At 61.1% G+C, this 16,319-nt stretch carries 19 protein-coding genes; 2 read left to right on the top strand and 17 right to left on the bottom strand.

All coding sequences use genetic code 11. The features are described from left to right. Window position 1 precedes the first annotated feature (1 nt). The 5 genes from ccmE to ccmA form a co-directional block, all read right to left on the bottom strand. The gene (gene ccmE, locus AC1RS8_RS21200) at window positions 2-457 is read right to left on the bottom strand and encodes a cytochrome c maturation protein CcmE (RefSeq protein ID WP_008052305.1); all 456 of its coding nucleotides are present in this window, start codon (window positions 455-457) and stop codon (window positions 2-4) included. After that, window positions 454-630 (bottom strand): heme exporter protein CcmD, encoded by a 177-nt coding sequence (gene ccmD, locus AC1RS8_RS21195; protein ID WP_057715863.1) that lies wholly within the window; start codon window positions 628-630, stop codon window positions 454-456. The genes ccmE and ccmD overlap by 4 nt, the downstream gene beginning before the upstream one ends. Then, complete coding sequence (locus AC1RS8_RS21190; RefSeq protein ID WP_090453858.1) at window positions 627-1,382, bottom strand: heme ABC transporter permease; 756 nt, start codon at window positions 1,380-1,382, stop codon at window positions 627-629. Before AC1RS8_RS21190 ends, ccmD begins: the two co-directional genes overlap by 4 nt. Before the next feature lie 73 nt (window positions 1,383-1,455). Further along, window positions 1,456-2,124, bottom strand: a complete 669-nt coding sequence (gene ccmB, locus AC1RS8_RS21185; protein WP_007983326.1) for a heme exporter protein CcmB — start codon at window positions 2,122-2,124, stop codon at window positions 1,456-1,458. Beyond that, window positions 2,121-2,756, bottom strand: coding sequence for a cytochrome c biogenesis heme-transporting ATPase CcmA (gene ccmA / locus AC1RS8_RS21180; RefSeq protein ID WP_429521398.1), 636 nt, complete (start codon window positions 2,754-2,756; stop codon window positions 2,121-2,123). Before ccmA ends, ccmB begins: the two co-directional genes overlap by 4 nt. Before the next feature lie 199 nt (window positions 2,757-2,955). On the opposite strand from ccmA, the gene fliK reads away from it, so the two are divergent. Both fliK and AC1RS8_RS21170 read left to right on the top strand, forming a co-directional pair. Further along, window positions 2,956-4,530 carry a flagellar hook-length control protein FliK gene (gene fliK / locus AC1RS8_RS21175; RefSeq protein ID WP_489340019.1) on the top strand — a complete coding sequence of 525 codons (1,575 nt, stop codon included), beginning with the start codon at window positions 2,956-2,958 and terminating at the stop codon, window positions 4,528-4,530. Beyond that, entirely contained in the window at window positions 4,527-4,856 is a 330-nt protein-coding gene (locus AC1RS8_RS21170) for an EscU/YscU/HrcU family type III secretion system export apparatus switch protein (RefSeq protein WP_489340018.1), read from the top strand. Before fliK ends, AC1RS8_RS21170 begins: the two co-directional genes overlap by 4 nt. Window positions 4,857-5,325: 469 nt before the next feature. Here the strand turns inward: AC1RS8_RS21170 and AC1RS8_RS21165 are convergent, their stop codons facing one another. From AC1RS8_RS21165 to fleN, 12 genes are all read right to left on the bottom strand, one after another. Further along, window positions 5,326-5,721 carry a DUF2802 domain-containing protein gene (locus AC1RS8_RS21165; RefSeq protein ID WP_218497117.1) on the bottom strand — a complete coding sequence of 132 codons (396 nt, stop codon included), beginning with the start codon at window positions 5,719-5,721 and terminating at the stop codon, window positions 5,326-5,328. After that, window positions 5,722-6,207: a chemotaxis protein CheW gene (locus AC1RS8_RS21160; protein ID WP_007980742.1), complete on the bottom strand. Its 486-nt coding sequence runs from the start codon at window positions 6,205-6,207 to the stop codon at window positions 5,722-5,724. 77 nt (window positions 6,208-6,284) lie between these two features. Continuing rightward, the gene (locus AC1RS8_RS21155) at window positions 6,285-7,226 is read right to left on the bottom strand and encodes a CheW domain-containing protein (protein WP_090453851.1); all 942 of its coding nucleotides are present in this window, start codon (window positions 7,224-7,226) and stop codon (window positions 6,285-6,287) included. Between the two features lie 126 nt (window positions 7,227-7,352). After that, window positions 7,353-8,141 (bottom strand): ParA family protein, encoded by a 789-nt coding sequence (locus AC1RS8_RS21150; protein WP_008000390.1) that lies wholly within the window; start codon window positions 8,139-8,141, stop codon window positions 7,353-7,355. A gap of 43 nt (window positions 8,142-8,184) precedes the next feature. Continuing rightward, window positions 8,185-9,075, bottom strand: coding sequence for a flagellar motor protein MotD (gene motD / locus AC1RS8_RS21145; RefSeq protein WP_489340017.1), 891 nt, complete (start codon window positions 9,073-9,075; stop codon window positions 8,185-8,187). A 12-nt stretch (window positions 9,076-9,087) separates the two neighbouring features. Next, complete coding sequence (locus AC1RS8_RS21140) at window positions 9,088-9,828, bottom strand: flagellar motor protein (protein WP_057715870.1); 741 nt, start codon at window positions 9,826-9,828, stop codon at window positions 9,088-9,090. Further along, the gene (locus AC1RS8_RS21135) at window positions 9,828-10,952 is read right to left on the bottom strand and encodes a protein-glutamate methylesterase/protein-glutamine glutaminase (protein ID WP_407515203.1); all 1,125 of its coding nucleotides are present in this window, start codon (window positions 10,950-10,952) and stop codon (window positions 9,828-9,830) included. Before AC1RS8_RS21135 ends, AC1RS8_RS21140 begins: the two co-directional genes overlap by 1 nt. A gap of 48 nt (window positions 10,953-11,000) precedes the next feature. Continuing rightward, the gene (locus tag AC1RS8_RS21130) at window positions 11,001-13,265 is read right to left on the bottom strand and encodes a chemotaxis protein CheA (RefSeq protein WP_489340015.1); all 2,265 of its coding nucleotides are present in this window, start codon (window positions 13,263-13,265) and stop codon (window positions 11,001-11,003) included. A gap of 46 nt (window positions 13,266-13,311) precedes the next feature. Beyond that, window positions 13,312-14,100 (bottom strand): protein phosphatase CheZ, encoded by a 789-nt coding sequence (locus AC1RS8_RS21125; protein WP_008052267.1) that lies wholly within the window; start codon window positions 14,098-14,100, stop codon window positions 13,312-13,314. Window positions 14,101-14,121: 21 nt separating this feature from the next. Further along, window positions 14,122-14,493 (bottom strand): chemotaxis response regulator CheY, encoded by a 372-nt coding sequence (locus tag AC1RS8_RS21120; protein ID WP_003183998.1) that lies wholly within the window; start codon window positions 14,491-14,493, stop codon window positions 14,122-14,124. A 167-nt stretch (window positions 14,494-14,660) separates the two neighbouring features. Beyond that, window positions 14,661-15,401, bottom strand: coding sequence for an RNA polymerase sigma factor FliA (gene fliA, locus AC1RS8_RS21115; RefSeq protein ID WP_057715873.1), 741 nt, complete (start codon window positions 15,399-15,401; stop codon window positions 14,661-14,663). Further along, window positions 15,398-16,228, bottom strand: a complete 831-nt coding sequence (fleN, locus tag AC1RS8_RS21110; RefSeq protein WP_008001746.1) for a flagellar synthesis regulator FleN — start codon at window positions 16,226-16,228, stop codon at window positions 15,398-15,400. Before fleN ends, fliA begins: the two co-directional genes overlap by 4 nt. Window positions 16,229-16,319: the final 91 nt, after the last annotated feature.

The raw sequence follows: 16,319 nt of genomic DNA, 5'->3' as shown, positions 1-16,319 counted from the left end.
GTTAGCCCTCTTTCGCGGGAGTGGGTGCCGACTGGCCGCTGTCTTTCAACGCCTTGGTCACTTCCGGCGGCATGTACTTTTCATCGTGCTTGGCCAGCACTTCATCGGCCACCACGACGCCGTCAGCATTGAGTTTGCCCAGGGCAACAATGCCCTGCCCTTCGCGGAACAGGTCCGGCAGGATGCCGCGATAAGTGATGGTCACGGATTTGTTGAAGTCGGTGACGACAAACTTCACGTCCAGCGAGTCGCCGGAGCGCTGCAAGGAACCGGCCTCGACCATGCCGCCGGCACGGATACGCGTGTCCTGCGGGGCTTCGCCGTTGGCGATCTGGGTCGGTGTGTAAAACAGGTTGATGTTCTGCTGCAGGGCACTCAGGGCCAGGCCAACGGCAGCGCCGACCCCGACCAGGATCGCGAGAATGATGATAAGACGCTTTTTACGCAGCGGATTCACTTGCCGTTCTCCCGGCGCAGACGGCGCGCCTCTTGTTGCAGATACCGCTTGCGGGCCAGGATCGGCGCCGCCACGTTGAGGGCCAATACCGCCAGGCAGATGCCATAGGCTGACCAGACATACAGGCCATGATGACCCATGGCGACGAAGTCGCCGAATGAAGCAAAACTCATCGAGCGACCTCCAGGCTGTTTTCGACTTCGGTTTTGACCCAACTGGCCCGGGCTTCGCGCTTGAGCACTTCAAGACGCATGCGCAGCAGCAGGACCGCGCCGAAGAAACAGTAGAAACCCAGCGCCGTCAGCAGCAGTGGCAGCCACATCTCGGCTGGCATCGCCGGTTTTTCGGTGAGGGTGAAGGTCGCGCCCTGGTGCAGGGTGTTCCACCACTCCACCGAGTACTTGATGATCGGGATGTTGATCACACCAACGATCGCCAGCACCGCACAGGCCTTGGCCGCGCTGTCACGATTGCTGATGGCGTTGCCCAATGCAATGAGACCGAAGTACAGGAACAGCAGGATAAGCATGGACGTAAGGCGTGCATCCCAGACCCACCACGAGCCCCAGGTCGGCTTGCCCCAGATGGCCCCGGTGACCAGCGCCACGGCGGTCATCCAGGCGCCGATGGGCGCCGCGCATTGCAGGGCGACGTCGGCCAGTTTCATCTTCCACACAAGGCCGACGATGCCGCACACGGCCAGCATCACGTAGATGGACTGCGCCAGCATGGCGGCCGGAACGTGGATATAGATGATGCGGAAGCTGTTGCCCTGCTGGTAGTCCGGCGGCGCGAAGGCCAGGCCCCAGACCACGCCAACGCCGATCAGCAGCAACGCCGCGACGCTCAGCCAGGGCAGCATTCTGCCGCTGATACCGTAAAACCATTTGGGCGAGCCGAGTTTGTGAAACCACGTCCAGTTCATACTGTTTCCATCACGGTTGCTCTTTACTGTGAAGAGCCAGGGCCTTTACTGATCAATTTTTGACCAGACCTCATTATTCGCCGACGCTGATCTTCAAGCCAGCGGCTATTGCAAAAGGTGTCAGGGTTATCGCCAAGGCGGTCAGGCTGCCAAGCCATAGGAGATAACCGGTCGCCGGCATTCCCTGCAAGGCCGCCTGCAAGGCGCCACTGCCAAGGATCAATACCGGGATGTACAACGGCAGAATCAGCAGTGCCAGCAACAGGCCGCCGCGCTTCAAACCTACTGTCAGCGCCGCACCCACCGCACCGAGCAGGCTCAGTACCGGTGTACCGAGCAGCAACGAAAGCAGCAACACCGGCAGACAGGCGGCAGGCAAACCGAGCATCAGCGCCAGCAAGGGTGCGAGCAAAACCAGTGCCAGACCGGAAAAAGCCCAGTGTGCCAGCACTTTGGCCAAAACCAGAAGAGGCAGGGGGTGCGGCGAAAGGACCCACTGCTCAAGGGATCCGTCTTCGAAATCACTGCGGAAAAGCCCGTCCAGCGAGAGCAGAACCGATAAAAGTGCCGCGACCCAGACCAACCCCGGAGACAAGGTTTGCAACAATTGAGACTCGGGGCCGACCGCCAACGGGAACAGGGAAACGACGATGGCGAAGAACACCAGCGGATTGGCCAGTTCAGCCGGACGGCGAAACAGCAGACGAGCCTCGCGGGCGACCAGCAGGCCGAAAACACTCATACGGCCCAGCTCCCCAGATCGATGTCGCGATAACCGGCCGGCATCCGGCTCAGCGTGTGGTGGGTGGTCAACACCACCATGCCGCCGCGTTCGCAGTGGCCGGCCAGGTGTTCTTCCAGTTGCGCCACGCCCTGCTTGTCGAGGGCGGTAAAGGGTTCATCGAGGATCCACAGCGGCGGACTGTCCAGATACAGCCGTGCCAGGGCAACGCGCCGCTGTTGTCCGGCGGACAACGTATGACAGGGAACATCCTCGAATCCGCGCAGCCCGACCGCGGCCAGCGCCTGCCAGATCGCCGCATGGGTCGCCGGATGATGCAAGGCGCACAGCCAGCTCAGGTTCTCTTCCGGCGTCAGCAAATCCTTGATCCCGGCCGCATGGCCGATCCACAGCAGGTTGCGCGCCAGCTCACCGCGTTGTTCATTCAGCGGCTGGCCGTTGAGCAGCACTTGACCGGCGGTCGGCTGCATCAGCCCCGAGAGCAGGCGCAACAGGCTGGTCTTGCCGCTGCCGTTGGGGCCGCTGATTTGCATCATTTCGCCACTGGCCAGTCTCAAATCGAGATTTTCGAAGAGCAGCCGAAGGTCTCGCTCACAGGCAAGGGCAACGGTTTGCAGGACAGGACTGGTCAAGGGATCACGGGCCTTATACGGTTCAAGTCGGCTCTGGCGCGGCCGTTAAAGAGATGCAGCATAGATGCATTGGCGTCTTGTTCTAGAGAGCTGCGTCAAACAATTGCAAAGTTTTCGCCATTATTGGATACAACGGCGCGGCATTATACATGCCATACCTTACTCTAAAGAGTGCATTTTCCTCAGGTTGTGACCGCGTATGACAGGCGAAATGAACATCCTCCCGCTACCGCAAACCCTCCAGGCGACTTCGCGCCCGCAGGTGGTCAGCGGTGAGTTGCTCAAGTTGCTGACGCCAGTGGAGGGGCTGATCAGCGTCGGTCAAACCGCCCAGGCCGAAGTGTTGTCGCTCAAGCAGGCGGACCAGACTTTCCAGCTGCTGCTCAAGGTCACCCTCGACAGCGGTCGCCAGACCACGGTCCAGACCACCAGCAATCAACCGCTGGCCCAGGGCACCACGCTGGTCGTCACCCAACCCTCGGCCGGCAACCTGGCCGTGACGGTACAACAGGCCATTGCTTCCAACGTCGCCACCCTCACCCGCCTCGACACCGCGCAACTGCCCGTTGGCACCCTGCTACAGGGCAAAGTGCTGACCTCGCAAGTGCTGCCCCAGGTGCCCGGCCAGCCCATGGTGTTTCGCTCGATGGTGGGCCTGCTCAACACCGCACTGAGCGGCAGCACACTGAGCATCGACAGCCCGCAACCCTTGCGCATCGGCACCTTGTTGAGCGCACAGGTGCAGGACGCCCAGACCGTGAAGTTCGTACCCCTGAGCAGCCGACAGGAACAACTGGCGGTGACCCAGCAACTGGTCGACCAGCAAAGCCGCCAGGGCTCGCTGGATAGCTTGCTCATGCGCCTGCAGAACCTTCCGCCCTCGGACCAGACATCCGTTGAATTGCGCAGCGCTGCTGCCCGTTTGCTCGCCGGCTTACCGGATGTTCAACAGTTGAGCACCCCCAAGGGCCTGGCCCAGGCCCTGGCCAGCAGCGGCATGTTTCTCGAAAGCAAACTGCTGACCGGGCAAAACCCGACGCTCGCGCCGGACATGAAAGGCGATTTGCTCAAACTGGTTGCGCAGTTGAGTCAGGGCTTGCCAGCCAACACCAGCCTCGGCGCGATCATCGCCGCCAATACCCTGGCCCAGGCCATGCCGAATTTTGTCCGCAATGCCCTGGGCATGCTCGGTCAGGTCAGTGCCAAGCCGTCGCCGACCGGTTTCCCGCTGCCCGAACGTCTGTTAAAAGGTGCCGACGGTGAAAACGACCTCGAACACCTGCTTCGCCTGGCCGCCGCCGCGGTTTCACGCCTGCAAAGCCATCAACTGTCGAGCCTGGAACAGACCGGCGTAACCGCCGACGGACGGCTGATGAGCACCTGGCAGCTGGAAATCCCGATGCGCAATATGCAGGACATCGTGCCCTTGCAGGTCAAGTTCCAGCGCGAAGACGCCGCCGAAAAACAACAGCCAAAGGAACGTCGCGAAGAACACGAACCCAAGCAACAGCTGTGGCGTGTGGAGCTGGCCTTCTCCATGGAGCCTTTGGGGCCGCTGCAAATCCAGGCGCAACTGGTCAAGGGCAGCCTCTGCGGCCAACTCTGGGCCGAGCGGCCATACACCGCCAGCCTGATCGGAAGCAATTTGGCCGGGCTGCGTGATCGCCTGCTGTCCGCCGGCCTGAACGTCGGCGACCTGGACTGCCACCTCGGTACACCGCCCCAAGGCCCGCAAACCCGCCTCGAACAACGCTGGGTCGACGAAACCGCATGAAAAACCCCAACGCTCCACGCCAGGCCATCGCCCTCAAATACGACGGCACCCACGCCCCCACCCTCACCGCCAAGGGCGACGAAGAGCTGGCGGAAGAAATCCTGCGCATTGCCCGCGACTGCGAAGTGCCGATCTACGAAAACGCCGAACTGGTGAGACTGCTGGCGCGCATGGAACTGGGGGACAGCATTCCGCAGGAACTCTATCTGACGATTGCCGAGATCATTGCGTTTGCGTGGAGTTTGAAGGGGAAGTTTCCGGCGGGGCAGGATGCGGATGGACTGATGGTCGAGAAGGATATTACCGAGCGAGGGGATGATTATTGAGTTTTCGAGTACGCCATCGCGAGCAAGCTCGCTCCCACAGGTGAACTCATGTTCCATGTCCGACATGGAACCATTGTAGGAGCGAGCTTGCTCGCGATGGAGGCATGAGCGCCGCGTTTCTCCAGGAAGCCCGCGTCATCGTTAACGTCCATCGCGAGCAAGCTCGCTCCCACAGATGATCTGCGGTGAACACATGTTCTGTGTCCGACATAGAACCACTGTAGGAGCGAGCCTGCTCGCGATGGAGGCATGAGCGCCGCGTTTCTCCAGGAAGCCCGCGTCATCGTTGACGTCCATCGCGAGCAAGCTCGCTCCCACAGATGATCTGCGGTGAACACATGTTCTGTGTCCGACATGGAACCTTTGTAGGAGCGAGCTTGCTCACGATGGAGGTATGAGCGCCGCGTTTCTCCAGGAGGCCCGCGTCATCGTTGACGACCATCGCGAGCAAGCTCGCTCCTACAGATTTCTAGCTGTTCTTGTGCAACTTGCTCATCAACTCCGCCTCAGCCTGGGTCAAGCCGCAGGACTGGGTCAGTTCGTTGACGCTGGCGCCCATCCCGACCAGTCGCGCCGCCTGGGCGAACGACAGGCTTGAGGGGTCGCGTTGTTCCAGCTGGGCGAGTTTGTCCGGCAGGGGCGCAACGATCGCCCGCAGTTCATGCAGGTCCTCGCCCATGCGCACATTGCCGTTCTGGTAATCCTCGACGCGCCTGGCCAGGTCCTTGATGCGCTGATCGCGCAGCGCATCACCCTGGGCCTGTTGCGCGGCGATCTGCTTTTGACCGCGAATGTACGCCAGGAACATTGCCAGCGTGCCTGCCCAAAACAGGAACAGGACAATGACCGCAACCTCGAGAATCAATCAGATACTCTCCAGTTCCGACCATTCTTCTTCGCTCATCATCTTGTCGAGCTCGACCAGGATGAGCAATTCGTTGTTCTTGTTGCATACGCCTTGAATGAACTTGGCGGACTCTTCGTTACCCACGTTCGGCGCGGTTTCGATTTCCGACTGACGCAGGTAAACCACTTCGGCCACGCTGTCGACCATGATCCCGACCACCTGCTTGTCGGCTTCGATGATGACGATACGGGTGTTGTCGCTGATCTCGGCATTCATCAGGCCGAAGCGCTGGCGGGTGTCGATCACGGTCACGACGTTGCCGCGCAGGTTGATGATGCCCAGCACGTAGCTCGGGGCACCCGGGACCGGGGCGATTTCGGTGTAACGCAGGACTTCCTGGACGCGCATCACGTTGATGCCGTAGGTCTCGTTGTCCAGCTTGAAGGTGACCCATTGCAGGATCGGATCTTCGGAACCTTTTGCCGCCGTTGCCTTGTCATTCATACCCTGACCCCTCAAGAAACCGCCCTGGCGGTGTGTGTTCTGTGCAACATCATCAGATGTGACGTCGCCTGTTTTGTTTATTTGACTGATGTCGGTTTGTGGCCCGGCTTGTCGCCGGACATGTGCCGGGCTCCGCCGCTGGCGATCAACTCGGCCAGTGAGGCGACATCGAGCAAGGCGCACATGTGTTCAATTACCGTGCCGGCGAGCCATGGCCGCTGACCTCGGTGACTTCTCCATTTGATTTCATTCGGGTTCAGGCGCAACGAGCGACTGACCTGATGCACTGCCAGCCCCCACTCGTAGCCTTGCACCGAAATCACGTATTGCAGACCTTGCTTGAAATCGTCGCGGTATCGGTCGGGCATGACCCAACGCGCGGTATCGAGCACCTTGAGATTGCCGGCCTGGCTCGGCAGGATGCCCAGGAACCATTCGGGCTGGCCGAACAATGGGGTCAACTCGTGGCCGGCCAGGGAGTAAATCGACCCCAGGCACACCAGCGGCACCGCCAGGGTCAAGCCGGCGACATCGAACAGCAGGCATTCGAAGGGTTCGGCAGCCCAGGACGGACGACCGTCGGTTTCCACCGGTGGCGGCGTATTGCTTGGCGGCAGATGAACTTCGACGACTGGCGGCACCAGTGCCTGAGGCACTTCGACAACAGCTGGCTCCGGTGCTGGCTGCACCTCGACGGCCGGCGGCACCAACGCCTGGAGCAACGGTGCGATGGTCGATACCGGCGCCAGCATGGGTGTCGGTGCTTCGACCACAGCTACTGGAGCCTTCGCTACCGGCGTGACCACAGGAGCGGGAGCAACCACAATTTTCTGCGCATCGTGGGCCTGTTCTTCGAGCACTGCCGCCTGGAATTCGTCCAGCGCCGCTTCAACCTCGACCACCCGGGGAGGCGCTTCGATTTGTGGCGCAAATTCCTCGGTGATGTCCTGCAGCAAGCTGTCCAGATAAGACTGAAGCGCCAGTTGCGGGCGCGAGGTGGTCTTAAACGGCCGGTTCATGGCTGCCCCCCTGCAGGAGCGAGCTTGCTCGCGAAAAACTGTCGGGAAACGCGATCATCCAGACAGCGCGCGTAATCGTTGTCGTCCATCGCGAGCAAGCTCGCTCCTACAGGGATTGGTTTCATCTCATGCCACCTGCGGCACAAGTTGCGCCGCCAGCAGATGCTTGAGCAACGCACGGTAAGCGAGAACGCCACGGCTCTTGCCGTCGAATTGTGAAGGCGTCAGACCGGCGCGGCTGGCATCGCGCAGGCGCGTGTCCACCGGGATATAGCCTTGCCAGATTTCGTCGGGGAATTTGTCGCGCAGCACGCGCAACGTTCCGAGGGACGCCTGGGTGCGGCGGTCAAACAGGGTTGGCACGATGGTGAAGGGCAGCGCCTGTTTGCGAGAGCGATTGATCATCGCCAGGGTGTTGACCATGCGCTCAAGGCCTTTGACCGCCAGATGCTCGGTCTGCACCGGGATCACCAGTTGCTGGCTCGCCGCCAAGGCATTGACCATCAGCACGCCGAGCAATGGCGGGCTGTCGATCACGGCGTAATCGAAGTCCTGCCACAGTTGCGCCAGGCTCTTGGCAATCACCAGGCCCAAACCGCTCTGCCCCGGCGACTGGCGCTCAAGGGTGGCCAGTGCGGTGCTGGAGGGCAACAGGGAGATGCGCTCGTCACTGGTCGACAGCAGCAGTTGACCCGGCAGGCCTTGGGGCACGTTGCCTTTGTGCAGGAACAAATCGTAGCTGCTGTGCTCCAGGGCGTCGGGATCGTAGCCGAAGTAGCTGGTCATGGAGCCATGGGGGTCGAGATCAACCACGACCACGCGCTTGCCCGCCTCCGCCAGTAAACCGGCTAAAGCGATGGAGGAAGTGGTTTTACCGACACCACCCTTTTGATTGGCGACTGCCCAGACTCTCATTCGGATTGTTCCTCCCGGCCGAACGGATCGACCGAGAAATAGCTCAACGTGTTAATGCGGGTGACGGAGAATTGACGGCGTTCTCTCGTACCGGCGACTTGACCGGGGTCGGTGCAGTTTGTGTGCCAGCACGCTTCAATGCGGCATCCGGTTGCGCATGGGCGGTTCCGGTACCGGTCAGGCTGCGGCGAACATCGAGGTTGCGCGACACCACCAGCACCACGCGACGGTTGCGGGCGCGGCCTTCGGCGGTGGCGTTGTTGGCCACCGGCTGAAACTCGCCGTAGCCCACTGAAGCCAGGCGACCGGGGTTCACCCCCTGCATCGCCAGCATGCGCACGATGCTGGCCGAGCGGGCCGAGGACAGCTCCCAGTTGGTCGGGTACTGCGCGGTGCGGATCGGCTGATCGTCAGTGAAACCTTCGACATGGATCGGGTTGTCGAACGGCTTCAGGATCGCCGCGACCTTGTCGATGATGTTGAACGCGATGTCGCTGGGCATGGCGTCGCCACTGCCGAACAGCAGGCTGGAATTGAGCTCGATCTCAACCCACAACTCGTTGCCGCGCACGGTCATCTGGTTGGAGCTGATCAGGTCACCGAACGCCGCACTGATGTCGTCGGCGATGCTCTTGAGCGGATCGCTGGCGCCGGAGACGCCGGCATCGACCTGGTCACTGTCCTTGACCAGCGGCTTGGCCGGGGTCACGGTCTTCGGCCGCTCGTCACCGATGAGGATCGGCTTGATCGAACGGTCGGAGTCGGTAAAGACCCCGATCAATGCCTCGGAAATGACCTTGTACTTGCCTTCGTTGATCGACGAGATGGAGTACATCACCACGAAAAAGGCGAACAGCAAGGTGATGAAGTCCGCGTAGGACACCAGCCAGCGCTCGTGGTTAACGTGTTCTTCCTGATGTCGACGACGGGCCATGAGCTTATTCCCTTAATCCATGAAGCCCTGAAGCTTCAACTCAATGGAGCGAGGGTTTTCACCTTCGGCGATCGACAGGAGCCCTTCCAGCAACATCTCGCGATAACGCGACTGACGTAACGCGATGGATTTGAGTTTGGCGGCAATCGGCAGCAGCACCAGGTTGGCACTGGCCACACCGTAGATAGTGGCGACGAACGCCACGGCAATACCGCTGCCCAGTTGCGATGGATCAGCGAGGTTGCCCATGACATGAATCAGGCCCATGACCGCACCGATGATGCCGATGGTCGGCGCGTAACCGCCCATGCTTTCGAAGACTTTGGCCGCTTCGATGTCGCGGCTTTCCTGGGTGTAGAAGTCCACTTCCAGAATGCTGCGGATCGCTTCCGGCTCGGCGCCGTCAACCAGCAGTTGCAGGCCTTTGCGTGCGTAGTTGTCCGGCTCGGCGTCGGCGATGCCTTCAAGGCCCAGCAGGCCTTCCTTGCGGGCGGTCAGGCTCCAGTTCACCACGCGGTCGATGCCACCGGCCAGATCGACACGGGGCGGGAACAGGATCCAGGCGAGGATCTGCATGGCACGCTTGAAGGCACTCATCGGCGATTGCAGTAGCGCGGCGCCAATGGTGCCGCCGAGCACGATCAGCGCTGCCGGGCCGTTGGCCAGGGCGCCGAGGTGACCGCCTTCAAGGTAGTTGCCGCCGATGATCGCGACAAAGGCCATGATGATGCCAATCAGGCTTAGAACATCCATCAGATACAGGCCTCGACCAGGTGCTTGCCAATGTCGTCCAGGCTGTACACCGCGTCGGCGAGCTCGGCTTTGACGATGGCCATCGGCATGCCGTAGATCACGCAACTGGCTTCGTCCTGGGCCCAGATCGAACTGCCGCCCTGCTTGAGCAGGCGCGCGCCTTCGCGGCCGTCGGCGCCCATGCCGGTCAGGACCACCGCCAGAACTTTGTCACCGTAGGTCTTGGCTGCCGAACCGAAGGTGATGTCCACGCACGGCTTGTAATTGAGACGCTCGTCACCCGGGAGGATTTTCACCGCGCCGCGGCCGTCGATCATCATCTGTTTGCCACCCGGTGCCAGTAGCGCCAGGCCCGGACGCAGGATATCGCCATCCTCGGCTTCCTTGACGCTGATGCGGCAGAGCTTGTCCAGGCGTTCGGCGAAGGCCTTGGTGAAGGCCGCCGGCATGTGTTGAACCAGCACGATCGGGGCCGGGAAGTTGGCCGGCAATTGAGTCAACACTCGCTGCAGGGCGACCGGGCCGCCGGTGGACGTACCGATGGCCACCAGTTTGAAGGCTTTGCGTTTCGGCGCGGGCGACGACGCAGTGGCCGCATGCGTACGCGCAGGGATCGGTGCCGGACGCACGGGCGCGCTGCTGCCGTAACTGCCGACGCTCGAAGGCGCAGCTGTTGGAGCAAGTGCGGTCACAGGGGCCGGAGCGCTGTAAGTGCTGACGCGACGATTGCTGCGCGAGATGCTCAGGATCTTCTCGCACAACAGTTGCTTGACCTTCTCGGGGTTGCGCGAGATGTCTTCGAAATTCTTCGGCAGGAAGTCCACCGCGCCGGCATCCAGCGCATCGAGGGTGACCCGGGCGCCTTCGTGGGTCAGCGAGGAGAACATCAGGACCGGGGTCGGGCAGCGTTGCATGATGTGCCGCACGGCGGTGATGCCGTCCATCATCGGCATCTCGTAGTCCATGGTGATCACATCCGGCTTGAGGGCCAGCGCCTGATCGATCGCCTCTTTGCCGTTGGTCGCCGTGCCGACGACCTGGATATTGGAATCCGCTGAAAGAATTTCCGAGACGCGGCGGCGGAAAAAACCCGAATCGTCCACCACCAGGACTTTGACTGCCATAAACACTCCATTAGATGGAGCGAGGCCAGGCGCCTCGCTCCACCAGAATCAAATACGCCGTGTGGCGTAACGCTTGAGCATGCTCGGAACATCGAGAATCAGCGCGATGCGGCCGTCACCGGTGATGGTGGCGCCGGACATGCCCGGGGTTCCCTGGAGCATTTTGCCCAATGGCTTGATGACTACTTCTTCCTGGCCCACCAGTTGATCGACGACAAAGCCGATCCGCTGCGTGCCCACCGAAAGGATCACCACATGGCCCTCGCGCTGCTCTTCGTGAGCGGCGGAGCTGACCAGCCAGCGTTTGAGATAGAACAATGGCAGCGCCTTGTCCCGCACGATCACCACTTCCTGGCCGTCCACGACGTTGGTGGTCGACAGGTCGAGGTGGAAGATCTCGTTGACGTTCACCAGCGGGAACGCGAACGCCTGGTTACCGAGCATGACCATCAGCGTCGGCATGATCGCCAGGGTCAGCGGCACCTTGATGACGATCTTCGAACCCTGGCCCTTGGCCGAGTAGATGTTGATCGAGCCGTTGAGCTGGGAAATCTTGGTTTTCACCACGTCCATGCCCACGCCACGACCCGATACGTCGGAAATCTCGGTCTTGGTCGAGAAACCCGGGGCGAAGATCAGGTTGTAGCATTCGGTGTCGCTCAGGCGATCGGCGGCGTCCTTGTCCATCACACCGCGTTTTACCGCGATGGAACGCAGCACGTTCGGGTCCATGCCCTTGCCGTCGTCGGAGATCGACAGCAGGATGTGGTCGCCTTCCTGCTCCGCCGCCAGGATCACCTTGCCACCCCGGGCCTTGCCCGAGGCTTCGCGTTCTTCCGGCGACTCGATGCCGTGGTCAACCGCGTTGCGCACCAAGTGGACCAGCGGGTCGGCCAGGGCCTCGACGAGGTTCTTGTCGAGGTCGGTTTCTTCGCCGACCAGCTCCAGGTTGATCTCTTTCTTGAGCTGGCGGGCCAAGTCGCGAACCAGGCGCGGGAAGCGCCCGAAGACTTTCTTGATCGGTTGCATCCGGGTCTTCATGACTGCGGTTTGCAAGTCGGCGGTGACCACGTCGAGGTTCGACACGGCCTTGGACATGGCTTCGTCGCCGCTGTTGAGGCCCAGGCGGACCAGGCGGTTACGCACCAGCACCAACTCGCCGACCATGTTCATGATCTCGTCCAGACGCGCGGTATCGACACGTACCGTGGTCTCGGCTTCGCTCGCCGGCTTTTCCGCCGGTGGCGCGGCCGGGGCACGGGACGATGCCGGTGTAGCAGTTGCCGGGGCCGGCGCTTCGGTTTTTGGCTCGGGGGCCCTGGCCACCGGTTTCGGCGCGGCTGCCTTGGCGGCAGGTGCCGCAACCGAGGCGTTGGCGCCGGTTGCCGTTCCAACCGTCGCGCCCACTTCAGTGAACTTGCCTTTGCCGTGCAATTCGTCGAGCAGCGCTTCGAACTCGTGATCGGAAATCAGATCGCTGCCGGCCGCCACCGCGCTTGGTGCCGCGGGTGCAGGCACAGAAGCAATGGCCGACTCCAGCGCCTCGACAGCAAAATTACCCTTGCCGTGCAGCTGGTCGAGCAGTGCTTCGAATTCGTCGTCAGTAATATCGGAACTGTCGCCAGCCGCTTTCGGGGCTTCTGGCGCAGCCGGTGCCGGGACCACCGCGTCAACGGCGAACTGGCCTTTACCGTGCAGTTGATCGAGCAACGACTCGAACTCGGCATCGGTGATTTCGTCGCTGCCAGCGGCATTGCCGGCAGGCGCTGGAACAGCCGCCGGGGCCTCGGCCTGGGCCTTGACGGCGTTCAGCGAGTCCAGCAGTTGTTCGAATTCATTGTCGGTGATATCGCCCGACTCGCTTTCAGCCACAGGCGCTTGGACCACGGCGACGACAGGTGCGGCAGCCGCCTCGTCAGCCGATTGCGGCTCGGCCAGACGGGCCAGTGCCGCGAGCAGTTCCGGTGTCGCGGCCGTGATCGGGCTGCGTTCGCGGACTTCGCTGAACATGCTGTTCACCGCGTCCAGCGCTTCGAGAACCACGTCCATCAGTTCCGAGTCGACGCGACGCTCACCCTTGCGCAGGATGTCGAACACGTTCTCGGCGATGTGGCAACACTCCACCAGTTCGTTGAGCTGGAGGAAGCCGGCGCCTCCTTTTACAGTGTGAAAACCGCGAAAAATTGCATTGAGCAAATCCGCATCATCCGGGCGGCTTTCCAGCTCGACCAGTTGCTCGGACAGTTGCTCTAGAATCTCGCCGGCCTCAACCAGGAAATCCTGAAGGATCTCTTCATCGGCGCCGAAGCTCATTAAGGGGGTGCTCCTAAAGGTCTAAAAACCTAAAATGCCTAAAATTCTAAAACCCTAGGCTGGATAGCAAATCGTCCACATCGTCCTGACCGGACACAACGTCTTCTCTTTTATCGGCATGAATCTGCGGACCTTCACCCTGAGAGAGATGTTTTTGTGGATCTTTTTCAGCAAGCATCGCTTCACGGTCATGTTCGATGCCCGCAAAGCGGTCCACCTGACTGGCCATCAGCACGAGCTTGAGCAGGTTGCTTTCAACTTCGGTGACCAACTGGGTCACACGCTTGATCACCTGGCCTGTGAGGTCCTGGTAATCCTGGGCGAGCAGGATGTCGTTCAGGTTGCCCGACACCGCGCGATTGTCCGTGCCGCTGCGCGTCAGGAACCCGTCGACCCGCCGGGCCAGTTCACGAAACTCTTCGGCGCCGACTTCGCGACGCATGAAGCGCCCCCAGTCCGCGCTCAACACCTTGGCTTCATCGGCCAGGCCATTGACCAGCGGCGTGGCACTTTCCACCAGATCCATGGTGCGGTTGGCCGCAGCCTCGGTCAGCTTGACCACATACCCCAGGCGCTCGGTGGCGTCGGTGATCTGCGACACTTCTTCGGCCTGCGGCATGTGCGGGTCAATCTGGAAATTGACGATCGCGCTATGCAGTTCGCGGGTGAGCTTGCCCACTTCCTGATACAGGCCGCGGTCACGGGTCTGGTTGAGCTCATGGATCAATTGCACCGCGTCGCCGAACTTGCCTTTTTCAAGGCTCTCGACCAATTCGACGGCGTGTTTTTTCAGGGTCGATTCAAAATCGCCCAATGAAGTTTCGTTATTGCCCATAGCTCCCCCGTGGCGCACTCATCAACCGATGCGTTCGAAAATCTTCTCGATTTTTTCTTTCAACGCCTGGGCCGTGAAGGGCTTGACCACATAGCCGTTAACGCCGGCCTGGGCCGCTTCGATGATCTGCTCGCGCTTGGCTTCAGCGGTCACCATCAGCACCGGCAGGTGCTTGAGCTTTTCATCGGCACGCACGTGGCGCAGCAGATCGATACCGGTCATGCCAGGCATGTTCCAGTCCGTTACCAGAAAGTCGATGCTTCCGCTGTTGAGCACCGGGATGGCGGTAGTGCCATCGTCGGCCTCGACGGTGTTGGTGAACCCAAGGTCACGCAGCAGGTTCTTGATGATCCGCCGCATCGTTGAGAAGTCATCAACGATGAGGATTTTCATGTTCTTGTCCAATTCGACCTCCAAGCAGTCTTAAACGCGCCCAGCACCTGGACACGCCATTTCAATCAATCCGGCAAAGCACTCAATGACTGTCTGGAGCACAACAGATCGCGACCGGCGCAGTTCAACACCACACCGGCCTCGTTCGCAGTGTCCCCACACTGCCTTCAGCGCGCTCGCCACTCCCCCAAACGCCCCCGTAAACGGGCCGCGCACTGGCTGTGTAACTGGCTGACCCGAGATTCGCTGACCCCCAGGACCTCACCGATTTCCTTGAGATTCAACTCTTCGTCGTAGTACAGCGCCAACACCAGTCGCTCACGCTCCGGCAAATTGGCAATCGCATCCGCCAGCGCAGCCTGGAAGCGTTCATCCTCCAGGTCGCGTGACGGCTCGACATGAGCACTCGCGCCATCCTCGTGCAGCCCTTCGTGTTCGCCGTCCTGCAACAGGTCGTCGAAACTGAACAGCCGGCTGCCCAGGGTGTCGTTCAAAATCCCGTAGTAATCGTCGAGACTCAATTGGAGTTCGGCCGCAACTTCGTGATCTTTAGCGTCACGGCCGGTTTTAGCTTCAATCGAGCGAATGGCATCGCTGACCATGCGCGTATTGCGGTGGACCGAACGTGGCGCCCAGTCCCCCTTGCGCACTTCATCGAGCATGGCGCCGCGGATTCGTATGCCCGCGTACGTCTCGAAACTGGCGCCTTTGCCGGCGTCATATTTGGTCGACACTTCAAGCAGGCCAATCATCCCGGCCTGGATCAGGTCTTCGACCTGGACACTGGCCGGTAAACGCGCCAGCAAGTGGTAGGCAATGCGTTTAACCAGCGGCGCGTAACGCTCGATCAGCTCGTACTGCGCATCACGTGCCGACTTCTTGTAGAGGTTGTAGCCGCTGGCTGTCATAGAACAGGTCCTGCTGTCTGCTGCACGAGGCGCTCGACGAAAAACTCCAGGTGCCCGCGCGGGTTGGCAGGCAGCGGCCAGGTATCAACCTTCTGCGCGATGGCCTTGAATGCCAGCGAGCACTTGGAACGCGGAAAGGCCTCGTAGACGGCGCGCTGCTTCTGCACGGCCTTGCGCACGCTTTCGTCGTAAGGCACCGCACCGACGTATTGCAGGGCGACGTCGAGGAAGCGATCCGTGACCTTGGTCAACTTGGCGAACAGGTTGCGTCCTTCCTGCGGGCTCTGGGCCATGTTGGCCAGGACGCGGAAGCGGTTCATGCCGTAGTCGCGATTGAGCAACTTGATCAAGGCGTAGGCATCGGTGATCGAGGTCGGCTCGTCGCACACCACCAGCAGCACTTCCTGGGCTGCGCGGACGAAACTGACTACCGAGTCACCAATGCCCGCAGCGGTGTCGATCACCAGTACGTCGAGGTTATCGCCGATATCACTGAAGGCCTGGATCAGGCCGGCGTGTTGCGCGGGGCTCAGATGCACCATGCTCTGAGTGCCGGATGCGGCCGGAACGATACGGATGCCGCCGGGTCCCTGCAGCAATACATCGCGCAGTTCGCAGCGGCCCTCGATCACGTCGGCCAGGGTACGTTTGGGTGTCAGGCCCAGCAGAACGTCGACGTTCGCCAGTCCCAGGTCGGCGTCCAACAGCATGACGCGCCGGCCAAGTTCGGCCAAAGCCAGGGACAAGTTCACTGACACATTAGTTTTCCCGACGCCACCTTTGCCGCCGGTCACCGCGATCACCTGTACGGGATGCATGCTGCCCATGTTATTTCTTTACCTTGTCTTGCATAGACGGAGGCCACATTACTGGCTGCGCGTTCACAAACGGAACAATGCATGGCAGACCATCGATGTA

Source organism: Pseudomonas sp. GW821-FHT12A04 (assembly GCF_058807755.1).
This window is presented reverse-complemented; position numbering and strand designations above follow the sequence as displayed.